This window comes from Pseudomonas sp. NBRC 111119 (assembly GCF_001320125.1).
GTDB classification, from domain to species: Bacteria; Pseudomonadota; Gammaproteobacteria; order Pseudomonadales; family Pseudomonadaceae; genus Aquipseudomonas; species Aquipseudomonas parafulva.
Genome location: NZ_BCAV01000009.1, coordinates 59,704 through 75,832 on the forward strand (window position 1 = coordinate 59,704; position 16,129 = coordinate 75,832).

The 16,129-nt window shown below is 62.8% G+C and carries 18 protein-coding genes and 1 pseudogene; 9 read left to right on the plus strand and 10 right to left on the minus strand.

Annotated elements, in window-relative coordinates; genetic code table 11:
- Window positions 1-14 precede the first annotated feature (14 nt).
- Window positions 15-1,079 (plus strand): aldo/keto reductase, encoded by a 1,065-nt coding sequence (locus tag APH25_RS05180; RefSeq protein ID WP_060481301.1) that lies wholly within the window; start codon window positions 15-17, stop codon window positions 1,077-1,079.
- A gap of 116 nt (window positions 1,080-1,195) precedes the next feature.
- Complete coding sequence (locus APH25_RS05185; protein WP_060481315.1) at window positions 1,196-1,420, plus strand: hypothetical protein; 225 nt, start codon at window positions 1,196-1,198, stop codon at window positions 1,418-1,420.
- Here the strand turns inward: APH25_RS05185 and APH25_RS05190 are convergent.
- Window positions 1,407-1,874: a GNAT family N-acetyltransferase gene (locus APH25_RS05190; RefSeq protein WP_060481302.1), complete on the minus strand. Its 468-nt coding sequence runs from the start codon at window positions 1,872-1,874 to the stop codon at window positions 1,407-1,409. The genes APH25_RS05185 and APH25_RS05190 overlap by 14 nt on opposite strands.
- Window positions 1,875-1,985: 111 nt before the next feature.
- On the opposite strand from APH25_RS05190, the gene APH25_RS05195 reads away from it, so the two are divergent.
- Window positions 1,986-2,270: a hypothetical protein gene (locus APH25_RS05195; RefSeq protein WP_256217481.1), complete on the plus strand. Its 285-nt coding sequence runs from the start codon at window positions 1,986-1,988 to the stop codon at window positions 2,268-2,270.
- Between the two features lie 119 nt (window positions 2,271-2,389).
- Here APH25_RS05195 and APH25_RS26190 read toward each other — a convergent pair whose 3' ends face one another.
- From APH25_RS26190 to APH25_RS05210, 4 genes and pseudogenes are all read right to left on the minus strand, one after another.
- Window positions 2,390-3,523 carry a methyl-accepting chemotaxis protein gene (locus APH25_RS26190; RefSeq protein WP_371262496.1) on the minus strand — a complete coding sequence of 378 codons (1,134 nt, stop codon included), beginning with the start codon at window positions 3,521-3,523 and terminating at the stop codon, window positions 2,390-2,392.
- Window positions 3,509-4,390 (minus strand): annotated as a pseudogene (locus APH25_RS26195) (cache domain-containing protein); the annotation flags it as partial. The gene APH25_RS26190 and the pseudogene APH25_RS26195, both read right to left, overlap by 15 nt.
- Window positions 4,391-4,513: 123 nt before the next feature.
- Window positions 4,514-5,284: an SDR family NAD(P)-dependent oxidoreductase gene (locus tag APH25_RS05205; protein ID WP_060481305.1), complete on the minus strand. Its 771-nt coding sequence runs from the start codon at window positions 5,282-5,284 to the stop codon at window positions 4,514-4,516.
- A gap of 108 nt (window positions 5,285-5,392) precedes the next feature.
- Window positions 5,393-5,884: a DUF1543 domain-containing protein gene (locus APH25_RS05210; RefSeq protein ID WP_028634341.1), complete on the minus strand. Its 492-nt coding sequence runs from the start codon at window positions 5,882-5,884 to the stop codon at window positions 5,393-5,395.
- 127 nt (window positions 5,885-6,011) lie between these two features.
- Here APH25_RS05210 and APH25_RS05215 point away from each other — a divergent pair, with 127 nt between their 5' ends.
- Window positions 6,012-6,485: a hypothetical protein gene (locus APH25_RS05215; RefSeq protein WP_060481306.1), complete on the plus strand. Its 474-nt coding sequence runs from the start codon at window positions 6,012-6,014 to the stop codon at window positions 6,483-6,485.
- 117 nt (window positions 6,486-6,602) lie between these two features.
- Here APH25_RS05215 and APH25_RS05220 read toward each other — a convergent pair whose 3' ends face one another.
- Together APH25_RS05220 and APH25_RS05225 are read right to left on the minus strand one after the other, a co-directional pair.
- Window positions 6,603-7,052 (minus strand): GNAT family N-acetyltransferase, encoded by a 450-nt coding sequence (locus tag APH25_RS05220; RefSeq protein ID WP_060481307.1) that lies wholly within the window; start codon window positions 7,050-7,052, stop codon window positions 6,603-6,605.
- Between the two features lie 20 nt (window positions 7,053-7,072).
- Window positions 7,073-7,696, minus strand: coding sequence for a glutathione S-transferase family protein (locus APH25_RS05225; protein ID WP_060481308.1), 624 nt, complete (start codon window positions 7,694-7,696; stop codon window positions 7,073-7,075).
- Window positions 7,697-7,866: 170 nt separating this feature from the next.
- Here APH25_RS05225 and APH25_RS05230 point away from each other — a divergent pair, with 170 nt between their 5' ends.
- Window positions 7,867-8,169, plus strand: coding sequence for a DUF3077 domain-containing protein (locus tag APH25_RS05230; protein WP_028634336.1), 303 nt, complete (start codon window positions 7,867-7,869; stop codon window positions 8,167-8,169).
- A gap of 86 nt (window positions 8,170-8,255) precedes the next feature.
- Complete coding sequence (locus tag APH25_RS05235) at window positions 8,256-8,978, plus strand: hypothetical protein (protein ID WP_028634335.1); 723 nt, start codon at window positions 8,256-8,258, stop codon at window positions 8,976-8,978.
- Between the two features lie 11 nt (window positions 8,979-8,989).
- On the opposite strand, the gene APH25_RS05240 is transcribed toward APH25_RS05235, so the two are convergent.
- Together APH25_RS05240 and APH25_RS05245 are read right to left on the minus strand one after the other, a co-directional pair.
- Entirely contained in the window at window positions 8,990-9,529 is a 540-nt protein-coding gene (locus APH25_RS05240; protein WP_060481316.1) for a WYL domain-containing protein, read from the minus strand.
- Window positions 9,530-9,628: 99 nt separating this feature from the next.
- On the minus strand, window positions 9,629-10,549 hold the full coding sequence (locus APH25_RS05245) for a LysR family transcriptional regulator (protein ID WP_060481309.1): 921 nt from the start codon (window positions 10,547-10,549) through the stop codon (window positions 9,629-9,631).
- A 191-nt stretch (window positions 10,550-10,740) separates the two neighbouring features.
- On the opposite strand from APH25_RS05245, the gene APH25_RS05250 reads away from it, so the two are divergent.
- The 3 genes from APH25_RS05250 to APH25_RS05260 are packed head-to-tail and all read left to right on the plus strand — an operon-like array spanning window position 10,741 to window position 14,341.
- A complete protein-coding gene (locus tag APH25_RS05250) occupies window positions 10,741-12,045 on the plus strand; it encodes an MFS transporter (protein ID WP_028634332.1) in 1,305 nt (434 codons plus the stop codon).
- Between the two features lie 29 nt (window positions 12,046-12,074).
- On the plus strand, window positions 12,075-13,316 hold the full coding sequence (locus tag APH25_RS05255; protein ID WP_028634331.1) for a Zn-dependent hydrolase: 1,242 nt from the start codon (window positions 12,075-12,077) through the stop codon (window positions 13,314-13,316).
- Window positions 13,316-14,341, plus strand: a complete 1,026-nt coding sequence (locus APH25_RS05260) for a histone deacetylase family protein (protein WP_060481310.1) — start codon at window positions 13,316-13,318, stop codon at window positions 14,339-14,341. The genes APH25_RS05255 and APH25_RS05260 overlap by 1 nt, the downstream gene beginning before the upstream one ends.
- Window positions 14,342-14,357: 16 nt before the next feature.
- Here the strand turns inward: APH25_RS05260 and APH25_RS05265 are convergent, their stop codons facing one another.
- The gene (locus APH25_RS05265) at window positions 14,358-15,650 is read right to left on the minus strand and encodes an MFS transporter (protein WP_028634329.1); all 1,293 of its coding nucleotides are present in this window, start codon (window positions 15,648-15,650) and stop codon (window positions 14,358-14,360) included.
- Window positions 15,651-16,129 lie beyond the last annotated feature (479 nt).

The following is a 16,129-nucleotide window of genomic DNA, read 5'->3' on the forward strand; positions in this document are numbered from 1 at the left end:
GAAAGGAGTACCCCATGAAGTACCGTGCACTTGGCAATACCGGGCTGATGGTGTCCGAACTGGTCGTAGGGACCGTCCCATTTGGTGGGCGCGGCGCCTTCGAGAAAACCGGCAGTGTGGATGTGGACCTGGCCAGGCGCATGTTCGACGCGGCCTTTGATGCGGGCGTCAACCTGGTGGACACGGCCGACCTGTATTCCCATGGGCTGGCTGAGGAGATCGTGGGCAAGGCGCTGGGCGAGCGACGTCAGTCGATCATTCTGGCCAGCAAGGCGCGCAGCCCGATGGGTGACAACCCCAATGACAGCGGCGCATCACGCTATCACCTGATCCGCGCTTGTGAAGCCAGCCTCAAGCGCCTTGGCACTGACCATATCGACCTGTACCAGATCCACAACTGGGACGGCGTTACGCCGGTCGAGGAGACCCTTGCAGCCTTGGACCACCTGGTGCAAAGCGGCAAGATCCGCTACTTCGGCACCTCCAACTACACCGCCTGGCAGATGATGAAGACCCTCGGCAGTGCCCAACTCAATGGTTGGCAACAGCCGGTGTCCCAACAGATCTACTACACCCCTGAGTCGCGCGAGGCCGAGTACGAGCTTTTGCCGATGGCCATCGACCAGGGCTTCGCAACGCTGGTGTGGGGGCCACTGGGGGAGGGCTTGTTGACCGGCAAGGTCCGCCGCGGGCAGCAGACGCCAAAGGGCACGCGCCAGGGCAACGACTGGCCGGAACCCTATGTGCACGACCGCGAGCGCGCCTACGACATCATCGAAACGCTGATTTCGGTCGGGGAACGGCATGGCTGCTCACCCGCGCGGGTGTGCCTGGCTTGGCTGAAGGACCGGCCCGGCATCACCAGCGTCATTACCGCCGGGCGCACCCTTGAACAGTTGCAGGACAACCTGCAGGCCGTGGCGCTGAAGCTGACGTGTGAAGACCTGCAACAGATCGAAAACGCTACCCGCTTGGCACCGCAGTACCCTTACTGGCACCGCATTGCGGCCGGCATGGACCGGATCGATCCCGCCGAAGCGCCATTCATCGAGGCCTATCGAGAAACCATGAAGCAGTAGCCATACCTCAACAGGGCGGGTCTGCCCTGATGGATAGGGCTGCGAGCACCTCGACATGAATCTTTTCCTGTCCTGTCGGTCAGGTAATAAGACCCCCACTCATGATCGAGGTGCTCATGCAAACGTTCACCGTTCACTATCTGCTCAACGGCAACGCGTCCAGCCATACCTTTGAGCTGAACCAGGCTGAGCTCCCCGCCCACGACGCTGCGCTGCACCTGATCGTGCTGCACTTTGGTGATGGCGAGAACAGCCTGGTGATGCCGCCAGCCGATGCCACACCCGCAGAGGTGCTGGCGCAGGCTGAGGTGTTGGGGCTTACGCAGATCAAGGTTGGCTAGCCCTGTCCGCCAGCGACTTCTCCATGACAACGGTGCGCTCCAGGCCGTGAAGGACTTCGCGGACCTTGCGATACCCCAGCTTGGCGTAGAAGCCTTGCGCCGTAACGGAGGACGGAACCTTCAAAAGGGCAAAACCGCGTTTGAGTGCCTCGCATTCCACGCGGTGAACCAGTTGTTCACCGATGCCTGAGCGTTGGTTCGCCGGGTTGACGAACACGCTCCTGAGAACGTCGCTTTCAAGGCTCGCGGTGGCCACGATGCCGTCACTGACCGCGACAAACATTATCCGCCGTTCGAGCAACTGGGCTACAGCAGCCGGCGTGAACGACATCGCTACACGGCCCAGCGTTTCCGCGTCGTAGTCGGCCGCATTGGTTGCGCGCAGCGTGGCCAGTATCACGCTGCTGATGCCCTGTGCATCGTCTGAGGTGGCTTCACGAATGTGGTAGTCCAAACACCCTCCCGATCATTGCTGCGCCATTGGTCGCCCATCAGGCACTCCCGGGTCAGCCAGCGGCTCTGAATTTCACGTGCTTATTCAAGCGCCTTTATCAGGAGAATGCCAATGTCCATTGATCACAACATCACTGACACCGGTGAAGGCCATGGCTCCGGCCTGGAGCAGACGCCATCCGAACCTAAGCAGGGTGCTGGGGAAAATGGGGCCCAGCAGCGCCCTGAAGACTGGAACCCACCGCCAGGCAACCCCGGTTCCGATCAGGACAGCCAGGTGCCTCGCGACAACGGCACTGCCCGTACCCACGAGGATGAGGCCCGTGATGCGGATGTGCTGGAGGAGGACATGAAGGATGTTGAGGCTAACAACTCGGTGTCCACCGAGCATCCTTGAGCCGATTTCCTGAGCCGCATGCTCGGGAGATGTGCCTATGGCACCGCCTGCGAAAACTCCAGCGCCGGCGGTTGTTATCAATCAATATCCTGTCCCTGACTGCGCCCCGCCCCGGGGGACTATCGCCCACCCCGGCTCAAGTCGCCCAGCCGGCTTGAGATCGATTGCATGCCTTTGCCGAGTTCACGCAGTGCATTGGCATCCCGTGCCCCTTGCTCGCTGGAGGCATGAATACGCACGGCGAGTTCGTTGATTTCGTGGGTGACGTGACTTTGTTGCTGAGCAGCCACCGCAATCTGTTGCGCGCGCTGGACGATGTCGTCGAAGCTTTTCACCGTGGTGCCCAGTGTGGATGCGACACCTGCCGCCTGTTGAACCGATGACCGGGTACGTTCGGCGCCGTTTTGCATGGTTGCAACGGCTGAACTTGAAGCCTGGCGAAGTTGCGAAATCATCTCCTGAATCTCGTTCGCAGAGGTTTGCGTGCGGCCGGCCAACGTACGCACTTCGTCGGCCACTACCGCGAAACCACGCCCCTGCTCGCCGGCGCGCGCAGCCTCGATGGCTGCGTTGAGTGCCAACAGGTTGGTTTGTTGCGAAATGGATTTGATGACCTCCAGCACGCTCCCCACACGTTCGATGTCCGCTCCCAATTGCGTGATAGCGTCGGCAGCCCCGGAAATGTCGGTGGCCAGGCCCTCGATGAACTGGCTGTTGCCGTTGACCTGGTTCTGGCTTTGCTGCGCGTCATCCAATGAGCGCCGGGCAGTGTCGGAACAATCAGACGTGTTGTGTGCGACTTCATTGGCACTGGCCGACATTTCGGTGATTGCCGTAGCCAGCAGGGTGTTGTCCTGCCGTTGGGCCTCTGCGCGTTCAGCCAAGCCGTGTGACAATTGCGCCAGCTCGTCAGCCTGACGCTCAAGCGAGACAGATTCCTGGGCGATGCGGTGCAGCATGTTGCGCAACGAGCCCGCGTAATGATTGACCGATTCGCGCAGCGCACCAATTTCATCGGCGCGCACGATTTCCAGCCCAGCCCCGGCCTGGCCGCCTTGGCCCAGGGTATCGATTTGCCGCGTGGTTTCCTCAAGCTGCACCAACAGCCGCTTGCCGGCCAGCCAGGCGAGGCCGAGCAGGATGGCCATCAGGGGTAACAGGAACAAGAGTATCTGCGCGGTCAGATGATTTGCCAGGCCCACAACTCTGGATTCAGGCGTTACCAGGCCAATTCGCCAGCCGGTGCTATCCATGGTTGCCAGCGTCACGTAAGCCGGCGTGCCCAGCCTGCCATCGTCATCCAGCCTGAAGGTTAAAAGGGCCTGCGACTTGTCGGCCAGGCGATCCGCCACCGGCTTGAGCCAGGGCTGCTCCTGGCCCAGGGTGGCGACGGTCAGCAGTGCCTTGTCGGCTTTGGTATCGGGGAAGAACAGCACGTTACCCGAGGCATCCACGGCAAACGCATAACCGCCTGTTATATCGCCTTTCTCTTTGAGAAAAGTGGCCAGGCCGTCCAGCTTCAAGTCGATGGTGGCCACACCTGCGAACGCGGCCCCATTGCGATAGGGCACGCTGCATGTGGTCATTGCCACACCGCTTACGGCGTCCTGGTAAGCATCCGACCAGACACAACGACCAGGCGCTGTGGACTTGACCCCGGTATACCAGGACTCAGCCTGATAGGGCGGCGTATTTGCATCGTTGTATTCGGCGGAAAAAACCAGCTTGTTGTCGGCGTTACGTGACCAGAAAAAACTACGCCGTTCGGTCCCCGCCGTGAACGCGTTGGGCTCTGGCCAAACGCCGCCACCTGCGATGGCGGCGTTGCCTTGGCTGTCGATAATGCCCGCCAGGTTATCCTGGAAAAGCGCCACATCGTGAGGCAGGGTCTGTGCCAGCAGCGCCATGGCAGAGGCCGTACCCTCGATGCGGTTCAGCGGCAAGGCCAGTTCGTTGGTCAGGGCCTTTGCCGACTGCTCGGCCGCGTCCGTTCCGGCGGCCAGCAGCCGGGGTTTGCCACCCAGCGTAATCACCGCAAATATCGCCGCAGCAGTAAGAACCAGCAAAGCCAGGATGGCTAACGTCATGCGCTGCGAGATACGTGCGGGGATCAGTGACATTGAAAGGCTCCGGAAACGGCAAGTCGTTGAGGGTGTATCGGCGGGTCATGAGGGAAATTGAACAGGCCTCGCGTTTTTTAGTGCGCACAACGACGAGCGGGTGCAGGGTCGAGGTAAGGCTCCTTACCACCCAATCCGCTCACCATCCCACCCCCAGAAACTGCCCGTCACCGACGGCCCCAAGCGCCCCACCAGTTCGATGACGCAGCGCGCTGCAAACCCTGTTTCGAACAACTTGCCTTCCGGCACATTGCCTTGGAAGGGCCGCGAAAGCGCTGTGTCGGTGGTACCGGGGTGCAGTGCCAGCACCGTGGCAGCTGGGTTGATCCGCTTCAACTCGATGCTGGCCGTGTGCAGCAGCTGGTTGAGGGCCGCCTTGCTTGATCGGTAGCTGTACCAACCGCCCAACCGGTTGTCGCTGATCGAGCCGACACGGGCAGACAACGCCGCGAACGTGGCAGGCTGCTTGCGCAGAAAAGGCAGCACGTGCTTGAGCAGCAGGATTGGCGCAAAGGCGTTAGTGGCGAAGCTTGCTTGCAAGCCCGCCAGGTCAAGCTGTGCCAGGGATTTTTCCGCCTTGGCGTTTTCCTGGTGCAGGATGCCGAGGGTGCTGACAACGAGGTTCAGGTGCTCACAAACCCCACCCACCTCCGTGGCCAGCAGCGCCAGTGAGTCTTCGTGCCTGGCGTCGCAGTCGACCAGCCTCACACGTTCGCCATACTGCCTGCCCAGTGCCACCAGCGCTTCGCAGGTGCTGGCCTGGCGCGCCACGGCAACCAGCACACGCACATCGTCGCGCGCCAGCAGCGCTTTGCACAGCGCCAGCCCGATGCCGCGGCTGGCGCCGCAAATCAGTACGCTGGCGGGGTCAGGCAGGGCTGGGATCAGGCTCATGGTGTTCCCCTCGGGGCGGTGGGCTCGGCTTGAGGGGTAGACCACTTCAGGGCGCCGAAGCTCCATCGGCTGCGGGGAAGGGTAGGGCCAGCGCTTGAAGGGGCCGAGTCAGATGGGGATGTAGTCGTTACGCGCGACGGTCGGTTTGTGTGGCCCCGGCACCAGGTGCAGGTGCAGCCCGCCCACCTGGTCAATGGCCAGGCAGTCGTCCACATTCAGCAGCGCGTCGGTATGCGGCTTCAACCAGCCGGCAGCCATCTGCAGTTTGCCCAGCGCTTTGGCATCGGTCTTGTTGCGGGCACTCACCAGCAGGTACCGGTGCGCTTCGCCGAACACACCCCGCTCGTAGCCACCCAGGTTGATGAAATACAGGCGGTTGGCCCCGCGAGCAGGGGGCTGGGTGTGCCACTCGATGCGCTGGCCGTCCACCCCGTCTACCTCCAGCCAACTGTCCACGTGCAGGCCCTGCAGGCTGCCGAACCAGGCGTCACGCAGCTGCGGGTAGGTTTGCTGAAGGGTTTCGGCCTGGGCGAAGACCACGTCGTGCACTTCGATCTTGGCGCCTGGGTGGCGGCCGCCCAGCATGACGACATACAGCATGAGGTTTCCTTTGACGGGCATCTGACCGCGCTATTGTGCAACATCTGCCCACCGCTTCAAGCACGGCAGCTTGGCGAGCGCGAACAACCCGTCTAGTGTGTGGGAACCTTCATTGCGAGACAGCCGCATGCGCCCCTCATTGTTACTGCTTCTGACCTTAGTGCTCACGCCCCTGGCGCAGGCTGCCGGCAACTGGACGTTGAATGACCAGCACGACAAGGCCTATACCCTTGCTGACGACACGCGGGTGGTGATGGTGGCCCGCAGCATGGCCAGTGCACGGTTGGTCAACAGCGCCGTGGAGCATACGCCTGCAGGCTATCTGGAAGCCCGCGGAGTGGTGTTTGTGGCCGACATCGAGAAAATGCCCAGCATGGTCCAGGCCGTGATGGTGCCAGCCATGCGCTCGGCCAATTACCGCATTCTGCTCGACCGCAGCGGCGAAGTGGCAGCGCAGTATGGGGGCGACCGCGACTCGGTGCAGTGGCTGGAACTGAGCCATGGCAAGGTTACCGCCGAGCACCGCTACAGCGACCTGCCAAGCCTGCGCAAGGCGCTGGCTGGGATGGTTGGCGAGGGCGCACGCCAGGTTGTTAAGTGACCTTTAATTGAGTACTCACTGGCCCCTGAGTCTGTGGCTAGCCTGGGCATTACGTTAAAGGCCTCTGATGGCTCATCCATCACGCGGAGGCAGTGTAATGAACAAGCTCGACAGAACTCAGCCGTTATGCCGGTGTTTCTCGAACCGCACGTCTCGTGCATCCACCTGAGCGGTGCACACCCAGCCGGCGCTCCGGTACAGCGCATTTGCCCGCATGGCCGGGTCGCCGTCGGTGGTCAGGTGAATCACCGCGTGGTGCTCAAACAGGGCTTGCTCGGCCCGTTGCAGCAGTAGCGTACCCAACCCGTTGCCTTCCAGCGCAGGGCGCACAAACAGGGCGAACAGCTCACCTTCCTGCAGGTCGACCATGGCAAAACCTGCGGGCTGGTCGTGCCATTCGGCCACCCAGGCGCAGGGCGCGCTGGTGATTGCCTCGGTCAGTACCTCTGCGGTGATGCCCAGCGCGTGCATCTGCTGGCGTGACAAATGGTTCTGGGTAACGCTGGTGCGGATGTCGAACAGCACGTCGACATCGCCCGGTGTTGCCAGGCGCAGGGTTGCGCTCATCGGTCTACCTCCACAGCAGTTCAAGGCGTGCCGTTGCGGCCGTGCTCATGGTACGCGGCACGCTCGCTCAGGCGTTCGTAGTAATCACGTACCGCTGGCAGGGCCGGGTGCTCCAGGGGCGTTTCGAACCAGCGGTTTACCGACAGGCCAATCGGGATGTCGGCCAGGGTGAAATGACTGCCTGCCACATAGGCACCGGTAAGGGCCAGTTGCTGGTCGAGGATGCGCATGTGGCGCGACCAGTCTGCGCAACCGGCCGCAAGCGCCTGGGGCTCCTGGTGGGCGGGGGAGTGGCGTACCAGTGACATGAAAGCGTAGCTCCAGGACCGGTTCAGGTCAGAAGCCTGCCAGTCGATCCACTGGTCGATCCTGGCCCTTGCCTGCGGGTCCACCGGATACAAGGTGCCATCACCGTAGCGGTTGGCCAGGTAGCGGATGATGCTGTTGGACTCCCACAGCGTGAAGTCACCGTCCTGGATCACGGGCACCATGGCATTCGGGTTGAGTGCAAGAAACTGCGCCGTGTGGGTCGCCTGGAAGCCTGAACCCCAGTCTTCGCGTTCGTACGGTACCTGAAACTCGGCGCACGCCCAGAGCACCTTGCGCACGTTGATCGAAGAGGCCCTGCCCAGAATACGTAGCATGATGACGTCCTTGTTTGGGAAGCGCTGATCGTCCGCGACGTGGGCAAAGTGGTCAAGTGGCACCGTACTTGTAGGCAGTTTCCGAAAATGGCCTTTGGCGCGGTCGGGGCGTTGTGGTTAGGGCGAGTGTGGCCCTAGTCTCGGGAGGCTCGCCAACAGGAGAAAACACCATGGACAGAGAAACGCTCACACCCACCGGCAACCCTAACGTGCTGCACGCCGCTGGCCGCTTCGCCCCTTCCGACAACGAGCTGGTGCACATGAAGGCCAAACTGCCCATGCGCACCGCACTGATGGAGGCATCAGGCATCATGGGCTGCGTCACCGAGCTCACGCGCAAGGCCATCGACAGGCCCGAAGACCGCAAGGTAATGATGCAGGCTACTTACTACCTGGCCGGCATGGCCAAGGCGCTGATCGATGGCCAAGTGCAGCAACTGCGCCAGGCCCGGGAAGAGCAGGGCGGCACCTAGTCGAGCGACACGCTTGCCTGGGGGCTGCGAAGTTGGCACCCTTGGGCAGCTTGAATCGTCTGTACCTCGACATAAGGAAGTTTTCATTGAGCTGGGACAAGGTGGGGAAACTCCTCGTAGCCGTGCTGATCGGGCTGATGGCCCTGCTGCTCGCCTATAAGGTGCTGGGCGGCAACCCTCGCCTGGAGGCATCCCTTACCTATTCCTACCTGACTTACCCCGGCCAGTTCAGCGAACGCATCAGCCAGGCCAGCGAGCAGCTCAAGTACGAGCAGCTACACGGGCGCATCAACGCCATCGGCCAGGGCGAAATGAGCCACGAACAGGTCGAGCGGCTGGTCGAGATGGCGCAGGCACCTTACGCCCGCCTGTTCGCCAAGCCGTTCGAGGCTGGCCTGGTAGACCATCGCACCGGCCTTCTTATCGAACTGCGCAATGCCGGTGACGCACCGGTCAACCAGGTGAAAGTGCGCCTGCCTGCAAAGGGACTGGTGCAGGTTCGGGATTCGGCCGGCAACGATACCCTGCTGGAAAACGCCACCGCCCAGCTGGAGATACCCGCCATCGAGCCCGGTGGGGAAAGCAAGGTGTGGGTGTACTTCGACGCCGATTACTCGCAGATCCGTCAGGGGGGTGTAGGTATCAGCTATGCCGATGGCGTGGCTGAGGTGCAGGTCTACCAGTCCTTCATCGGCTTCCCGGCCTGGGTCGCCCGCTACAGCACAGAGTTGATGGCACTGCTCGCGGGGCTCGTGTGCGTGGTTCTGGTGCTGGGTTACGCCTGCCTCTCACGCCGCCGCATCGCCTGACCCGGCGCTTCTCAGCCAGCTTCGTGCAGTGCCAGGCTGTGGCGCAACTGGTCCAGCATGGCTACCCGTATTTCCTTTGGGGCTTGAACACGAATCGAGCCCGCCTGAGACAACAGCCACGCCATGAGCGTGGGGCTGTCAGCCACTGTGGTCACCAGGGTGGCGCCGCCGTCTGCTTGGGGTAGCAATAGCATGCCCACGCCCACCGGGCGCTGTTGAAGGTCGCGTGCCAGCGCGTCATCGACCCAGGCGTGCAGTTCTATCTGCGCGGGGCCGGTCATGTCTTCAGCCAGCCATTGCTGCGTGTGGCTAGCCTTCAGGCCGGGTTGCCAGTGCCAGCTGTAGGGCAGGCTTCTGCTGTTGCACTGCAGGGGGAAAAGGGCGGCTAACTCCACCAAGTCGCGTTCTACGGTGCGCTTGGTGGTCACATGGCCAACCGTGGCCAGCGCAGCCTGCAATTGGCTGCAGCTAAGGCCGGGCTGGCGGCCAGGCAGCAGTTTGAGAAGTTCCCACTGGCGGGCAATGGTCTGGCGGGTGGGCTGGCTGGGCACGGGGTCTTCCTTGAAGGGGCAACGAGCCTGGCTGGGTAGTGGCTCATTGATATCAGCCAGCATACCCTGTCGGGCGCTATCCACCAACCGTTCCTTTGCCTAGCGGCCAGCCTCGGTGGTGCATTGCTGCAAGGTCTGAATGAATACCTGTTCAGCTCGGCTGAAGCGCTGGCCCGGGTTCCACAGCAGGTGGATATCGACATCGGCAATACCGTCGAGCGGTGGCAGCTTCCACAGCAAGCCTTGCTGTACATCCGGCGCCACCACGTGTTCAGGCAGGCAGCCGATACCGAAACCGGCAATCACCAGCCGGCGGACTTCTTCAAGGCTGGGCGACGATGCCACGATGCGCCCGGCAAACCCCTGCTGGTCGCGGAAAATGGCCAACGGTGACAGCATGCCGCCAATCTGGTCGCTGGTGAAACTGACGAAGTTCTCCCGCTGCAGGTCGCTTTCGGCCTCGCCGAACAGCCTGTGGTGCCTGCCACAGAAAAAGGCATAGCGCTGGCGCAGAAACAGCCGTTGTTCCAGCCGTGTCTGCGCACGGCGGTTGAGGCTGAGGCCTGCAGTGGCGGTTTTCTCCTGCAGGGCGGCGACAATGTCGGAGCTGCGCATTACCTCGATTTCAAGCTCCACCCGGGGGTGCTGGCGATGAAAAGCGGCGAGCAGGTCGTCGAACGCCTCGTTGACGATGCGGCTGATCATCAGCAGCCGTACCTTGCCCACCAGTTCATCCCCCGGGTGCTCCAGCAAGCCGCCGATCTGCGACATCTGCCCGTAGACCTCGCCGGCCAGCCGGAATACCTGCTCGCCCATGTCGGTCAGCACAAAGCGTGGGCCGCGGCGGGCAATCAGTTGACGGCCCAGTTGCTCTTCCAGCCGTTTGAGCGCCTGGCTCACTGCCGGTTGGGTGAGGTGCAGCCGGGCGGCTGCGCGGCTTATGGACAGCTCCTGGCCGATAACGCGGAAGGTGCGCAGCAGGTTCCAGTCCAATCGATCATTCAGCAGGCGCTCAGACATGGCAGGCTCGATAATAAGCAGGGCTAATAATTGGAATAATAAATAGAAAATTGACTAATCATAGCCCCCAGACGATAAATCCCAGGCACCAGGGCCGCTGCGGTTGCCATGATCCAGCAACCTGCCAAGCGCCAACAGAGCGCAACCGTGCCCCCACACTCCTGCCAAAAGAACAAGCAAGGGAGCTTTCCATGCAAGCCACCGCAGCCCCTCAGCCGCGCCGTGCGGCCGCCGCCGCCTTTATCGGCACCATGATCGAGTGGTACGACTTCTACATCTACGCCACCGCCGCCGCGCTGGTGTTCGGGGCGCTGTTCTTCCCCTCCGACGACAGCCTTTTCAGCACCATGGCCGCTTTCGGCACCTTTGCCGTCGGGTTCTTCGCCCGGCCGCTGGGCGGCATCATCTTCGGTCACGTGGGCGACCGCATTGGGCGCAAGAAATCGCTGGTGATCACGCTGCTGATGATGGGCATCGTCACCGTGTGCATCGGCCTGTTGCCGACCTACGCGCAGATCGGCGCAACGGCGCCAGTGCTGCTGATACTGCTGCGGATCGTGCAGGGCATTGCCGTGGGCGGCGAGTGGGGCGGGGCGGTGCTGATGGCGGGCGAGCATGCACCCAAGGGCCGGCGCAACTTCTTTGCCTCGTTTGCCCAGCTGGGCAGCCCGGCCGGGCTGATCCTTTCGTTGCTGGCCTTCGGTGCGGTGACGCGCCTGCCTGAAGCAGACCTGATGAGCTGGGGCTGGCGCGTGCCGTTCCTGGCCAGCGCGCTGCTGTTGCTGGTGGGGTTGGCGATTCGCCTGGGGGTCAACGAGTCGCCCGAGTTCCTCGCCAGCCGCCAGCAAGCCGAAACCGCACGGTGCCAGGAACAGGCGCCTGCCCTGGAGGTGCTGCGCACGGCTTGGCGACCTCTGCTGCTGTGCATCGGTGCCAATACCCTTGGCATCGCCGGGGTCTACTTCACCAACACCTTCATGATCAGCTACACCACTCAGCAACTGCACCTGGAGCGCTCGCTGATTCTGCAATGCCTGTTCTTCGTCGCCGTGATTCAGTTCTGCGTGCAGCCGTTGGCTGCCTGGCTCTCGGAAAAAATCGGTGCCACGCGTTTTCTGGCGTGGGTGGCGTTGCTGGCCATGGCCTCACCGTACCCCATGTTCGTGCTGGTGAGTTCCGGGCAGGGGCCGATGATCGTGCTGGGCATTGCCCTGGCTGCAGCCTGCATGGCCTCGTTCTACGCGGTAATCGCCGGGTACGTCAGTGGCATGTTCGAGACCCGCGTGCGCTACACCGCGATCTCCATGGCCTACCAGGTGTGCGGTGCCATTGCCGGCGGGCTCACGCCGCTGATCGGCACCTGGCTGGCCCATACCTTCACCGGCCAATGGTGGCCGATGGCGCTGTTCTACACCTTGATCGCCTGTGTGTCGCTGGTGTGCGTGCTGGCCCTGGCGCGCCAGTACGCCCGTAGCCAGCAGCTGCAGCCGGCCTGATGAACCCCCACTGTTTCTGGAGTACCCGCATGTTGAAAAGCAATGGCGAGCGCCTGTGGGCGAGCCTGATGGCCATGGCCGAGATCGGCGCCACGGCACGGGGCGGCAGCTGCCGCCTGGCCCTGACCGAACAGGACAAGGCCGGACGTGACCTGTTCAGCCACTGGTGCCGGGAAGCCGGCCTGACGCTGACCGTGGACGCCATCGGCAACCTGTTTGCCCGCCGCGCCGGCATCGATCCCACGGCTGCCCCGGTGATGATGGGTAGCCACCTGGACACTCAGCCTGAGGGTGGGCGCTTCGACGGCGTGTATGGGGTGCTGGCGGGGCTGGAAGTGCTGCGGCGCCTGGATGACCTGGGCATCCGAACCCGCAAGCCGCTGGAGGTTGCGGTGTGGACCAACGAGGAGGGCGCACGCTTCACGCCCGCCATGTTCGGTTCAGCGGTGTTTACTGGCGCGCTGACGCTGCAGGCGGCGTTGGCCATCCGTGATGCCGAGGGCATTACGGTGGCCGAGGCCTTGCGCACCACCGGCTACGCAGGCCAGCGGCCGCTTGGCGGCGAGGTGGATGCGTATTTCGAGGCCCATATCGAGCAGGGCCCGATTCTTGAGGACAATGCCAAGGCCATTGGCGTGGTCAGTGGTGGCCAGGCCATCCGCTGGCTGGATATCACCGTCGAGGGCATGGCTGCCCACGCCGGTACCACGCCCATGGCCTTGCGCAAGGACGCGCTCTACGGCGCCGCCCGCATGATTCAGGCCGTCGAGCAACTGGCAGCCGACTTCGCCCCGCAGGGGCTGACCACTGTAGGCGAACTGGCCATTGCCAAGGCCTCGCGCAATACCATCCCAGGGCAGGTACGGTTCACCGTTGACCTGCGCCACCACCGCGACCAGGCCATCGAAGCGATGGAGCACGAACTGACCCTGAAGCTGCAGGCCATCGCCCGTAACCGTGGCTTGCAGGTGCGTATCGAGCGCCACTGGGTGAGCCCGGCCACACCGTTCGATGCCGCGTGCGTGGCCACCGTGCAACAGGCTGTGGACGGCCTGGGCTATGCCCAGCAAGCCATCGTGAGCGGGGCCGGTCACGACGCCATCCTGTTGGCCCGGCATTGCCCCACGGCAATGGTGTTCATCCCCTGCGTGGGCGGGCTCAGCCATAACGAAGCCGAAGACGTGCTGTTTGATGACGCCCGCCAGGGCGCCGATGTACTGCTTAATGCGGTACTCGCGCGCGCGGGCCGCGTCGATGAAGGAGAAGCCTGATGCGTTGCTACTTCCACCCGGACCAGCTGCTGCATCACCCGCGCAGCTACTATTCCCGCGGCGCCATGCGTACGCCCCAGGAGGTGCCTGAGCGGGCGCTCAATCTGGTGCGGGCCGCCGAGACCCTGGGTTTCGACATTTGTGCACCGGCCGATGCCGGCCTGGCGCCCCTTGCAGCTGTGCATGGCGAGCCCTACCTGGCCTTTCTGCAAAGCGCCCACGCACATTGGAAGGAAGTGCCTGAAGACTGGGGGGACGAGGTAATGTCCAACCTCTTCGTGCGTGAGCCCAATGCCTTGCGCGGTGTACTGGCCCAGGCGGGTCGCTACCTCGCAGACGGCAGTTGCCCGGTGGGCGAACACACCTGGCGTTCGGCCTACTGGTCGGCGCAAAGCGCAGTGGCTGCGGCCCAGGCCATCCTGGATGGCGAGCCCGCCGCCTACGCTTTGTGTCGCCCGCCGGGGCATCATGCGCGCTTCGATGCGGCAGGGGGCTTCTGCTACCTCAACAACGCAGCTGTCGCCGCCCAGGTCCTGCGCAGCCGTTACCGGCGCGTGGCGATTCTGGATACCGACATGCACCATGGCCAGGGCATTCAGGAAATTTTCTACGGGCGCAATGACGTGCTGTACGTGTCGGTACATGGCGACCCGACCAACTTCTACCCGGGCGTGGCCGGCTTCGATGATGAGCGTGGCGCGGGGGAAGGGCAGGGTTACAACCTGAACTTGCCGCTGGCGCACGGGGCCAGTGAAGCGGACTTCATGGCCAGCCTGGAGGTGGCCTTGGCTGCGGTGCGGGATTTTGGCGCCGAGGTGCTGGTGCTGTCGCTGGGCTTTGACATCTACGAGCTCGACCCGCAGAGCAAGGTAGCGGTCACCACCGCAGGCTTTGCCACCTTGGGCGAGCGTGTTCGCGCCCTACGGCTGCCCAGCGTGATCGTGCAGGAGGGGGGCTATCACCTGGCAAGCCTGCAAGCCAACGCACAGGCGTTCTTCGGCCAAGAGGCCGACTGGGCGTTGTAGCCACTGGCCGCGGCGATCAGGCCTGCTCGATCGCCCGCGGTGCCATGAAGTACATCCAGACCAAGGCCAGGAAGTACATGGCCGGGATCATGGTGAACAGCACGGCATAATTATTGTGGGTGGCGGTTAGCACGCTGCCGACGATCTGGGTCATGAACATGCCGCCGATGGCGGCGCACATGCTGCCAAAGCCGAACACCGTACTGACCAGGTGTTTGGGCGTGTAGTCCATCACCAGGCTCCAGATGTTGGCTGTCCAGGCCTGGTGGGCGCCCACGGCCAGCGAAATGGCCAGCACCGCTACCCACAGGCCGCTGGCATTGGCGGCAAAGGTGACGCTGATCATGGTGCAGGCAAATACCAGCATCGACACCAGCCGCGCGCTGGTGGCGCGCACGCCACGGCCGATCAGCCACGATGACAACACGCCGCCGCCCACACTGCCGAAATCGGCGGTGAGCCAGATGATGATCAGCGGGATGCCCATTTGTGTTACGTCGATGCCCAGGCTGTATTGCTGGTTGAGAAACGGTGGCAGCCAGTACAGGTAGAACCAGAACACTGGCGCGGTGATGGCATACGCCACAGCGAAAGCCCAGGTGCCCCGCAGGCGCAATATGCGGCTGAAGGGCACGCGGGTAGGCTCGGGTTCGGCGTCCTGTTGAATGTACTGCACTTCGCTCTGGCGCACGCTGGGGTGTTGCTCAGGGTCGTGGTACTTGAGCAGCCAGAACACCACCCACACCAGCCCCAGGCAACCCATGGCAATGAACGCGGCCTGCCAGCCCCACACGGCCAGGATCACCGGCAGCAGCGCGGGGGTGACCATGGCACCCACGTTGGTGCCTGCGTTGAACAGGCCGGTGGCGATGGCGCGTTCGCCGGCTGGGAACCAGAGGCGCACGGTCTTGACGCAGGCTGGGTAGTTGGCGGCTTCGGTGAGGCCCAGGATGAACCGGCATACCATGAAGCCTGCCGCCGAGGTAGCCAGGCCGTGGGCGCCGGTGGCCAGGCTCCACAGCAACACGGCGAAGAAGAACGCGCGCTTGACGCCGACCTTGTCGATCAGCCGGCCTTGTAGCAGAAAGCCGATGGCGTAGCCGACCTGGAACCAGAAGTTGATATTGGCGTAGTCCATGGCCGTCCAGCTCATTTCCTTGGCCAGGACGGGTTGCATGATGCCCAGGGCTGCGCGGTCTATGTAGTTGAGCGTGGTGGCGAAGAACACCAGGGCGAGCATGCCCCAGCGGGTTTTACCGACGGCGAGGGCGCTGCGCAGCTTTGAGGGGGCTGGGTGGGTGTGGGTCATAAAACTGCTCGTTCTTGAAATTGTAGTCAGTAGCGGTGGGCGTGGCCGTTTTTGGGCAGAGGCACGCGAGGCTGGTGCATGGTGGGGAGTGATGTCTGTGGCGTCAATTCTACGTCGGGGTAAGTGTTCGGTAACCGAACGGTAGGGGCTTGATGGGTAGATTCGGTTTGCTTGGTTTATGCGGCTGCTCTGAATCTGCTTGAAGCTTGAAGCTTGAAGCTTGAAGCTTTATTGCTTTGCGTGGGTGCTGATAATGGGCATGGCCCATTTGCGATGGAGACGCTTAATCACCTTTTCGCCCTTACGGCGAGTCACTTTTTCCGCAAGTCCTACGTTCGGCCTCCTGAAGTCGCGAAGATCAAGATCAAAGGCAAAATCAAGATCTACAGCAACAGCGTACTTAAATATATCCATGCACTAACTGAAAGAACTAGACCGCTCTTGCTTCTAAGCACGCGATAGTTCAGGCAACACAAATT

Bases quoted from the DNA above. Each gene is read 5' to 3' on its own strand.
- APH25_RS05180 (WP_060481301.1), top strand. From the start codon at position 15: ATGAAGTACCGTGCACTTGGCAATACCGGGCTGATGGTGTCCGAACTG.
- APH25_RS05185 (WP_060481315.1), top strand. From the start codon at position 1,196: ATGCAAACGTTCACCGTTCACTATCTGCTCAACGGCAACGCGTCCAGC.
- APH25_RS05195 (WP_256217481.1), top strand. From the start codon at position 1,986: ATGTCCATTGATCACAACATCACTGACACCGGTGAAGGCCATGGCTCC.
- APH25_RS26190 (WP_371262496.1), bottom strand. From the start codon at position 3,523: ATGGATAGCACCGGCTGGCGAATTGGCCTGGTAACGCCTGAATCCAGA.
- APH25_RS05205 (WP_060481305.1), bottom strand. From the start codon at position 5,284: ATGAGCCTGATCCCAGCCCTGCCTGACCCCGCCAGCGTACTGATTTGC.
- APH25_RS05210 (WP_028634341.1), bottom strand. From the start codon at position 5,884: ATGCTGTATGTCGTCATGCTGGGCGGCCGCCACCCAGGCGCCAAGATC.
- APH25_RS05215 (WP_060481306.1), top strand. From the start codon at position 6,012: ATGCGCCCCTCATTGTTACTGCTTCTGACCTTAGTGCTCACGCCCCTG.
- APH25_RS05220 (WP_060481307.1), bottom strand. From the start codon at position 7,052: ATGAGCGCAACCCTGCGCCTGGCAACACCGGGCGATGTCGACGTGCTG.
- APH25_RS05225 (WP_060481308.1), bottom strand. From the start codon at position 7,696: ATGCTACGTATTCTGGGCAGGGCCTCTTCGATCAACGTGCGCAAGGTG.
- APH25_RS05230 (WP_028634336.1), top strand. From the start codon at position 7,867: ATGGACAGAGAAACGCTCACACCCACCGGCAACCCTAACGTGCTGCAC.
- APH25_RS05245 (WP_060481309.1), bottom strand. From the start codon at position 10,549: ATGTCTGAGCGCCTGCTGAATGATCGATTGGACTGGAACCTGCTGCGC.
- APH25_RS05250 (WP_028634332.1), top strand. From the start codon at position 10,741: ATGCAAGCCACCGCAGCCCCTCAGCCGCGCCGTGCGGCCGCCGCCGCC.
- APH25_RS05255 (WP_028634331.1), top strand. From the start codon at position 12,075: ATGTTGAAAAGCAATGGCGAGCGCCTGTGGGCGAGCCTGATGGCCATG.
- APH25_RS05260 (WP_060481310.1), top strand. From the start codon at position 13,316: ATGCGTTGCTACTTCCACCCGGACCAGCTGCTGCATCACCCGCGCAGC.
- APH25_RS05265 (WP_028634329.1), bottom strand. From the start codon at position 15,650: ATGACCCACACCCACCCAGCCCCCTCAAAGCTGCGCAGCGCCCTCGCC.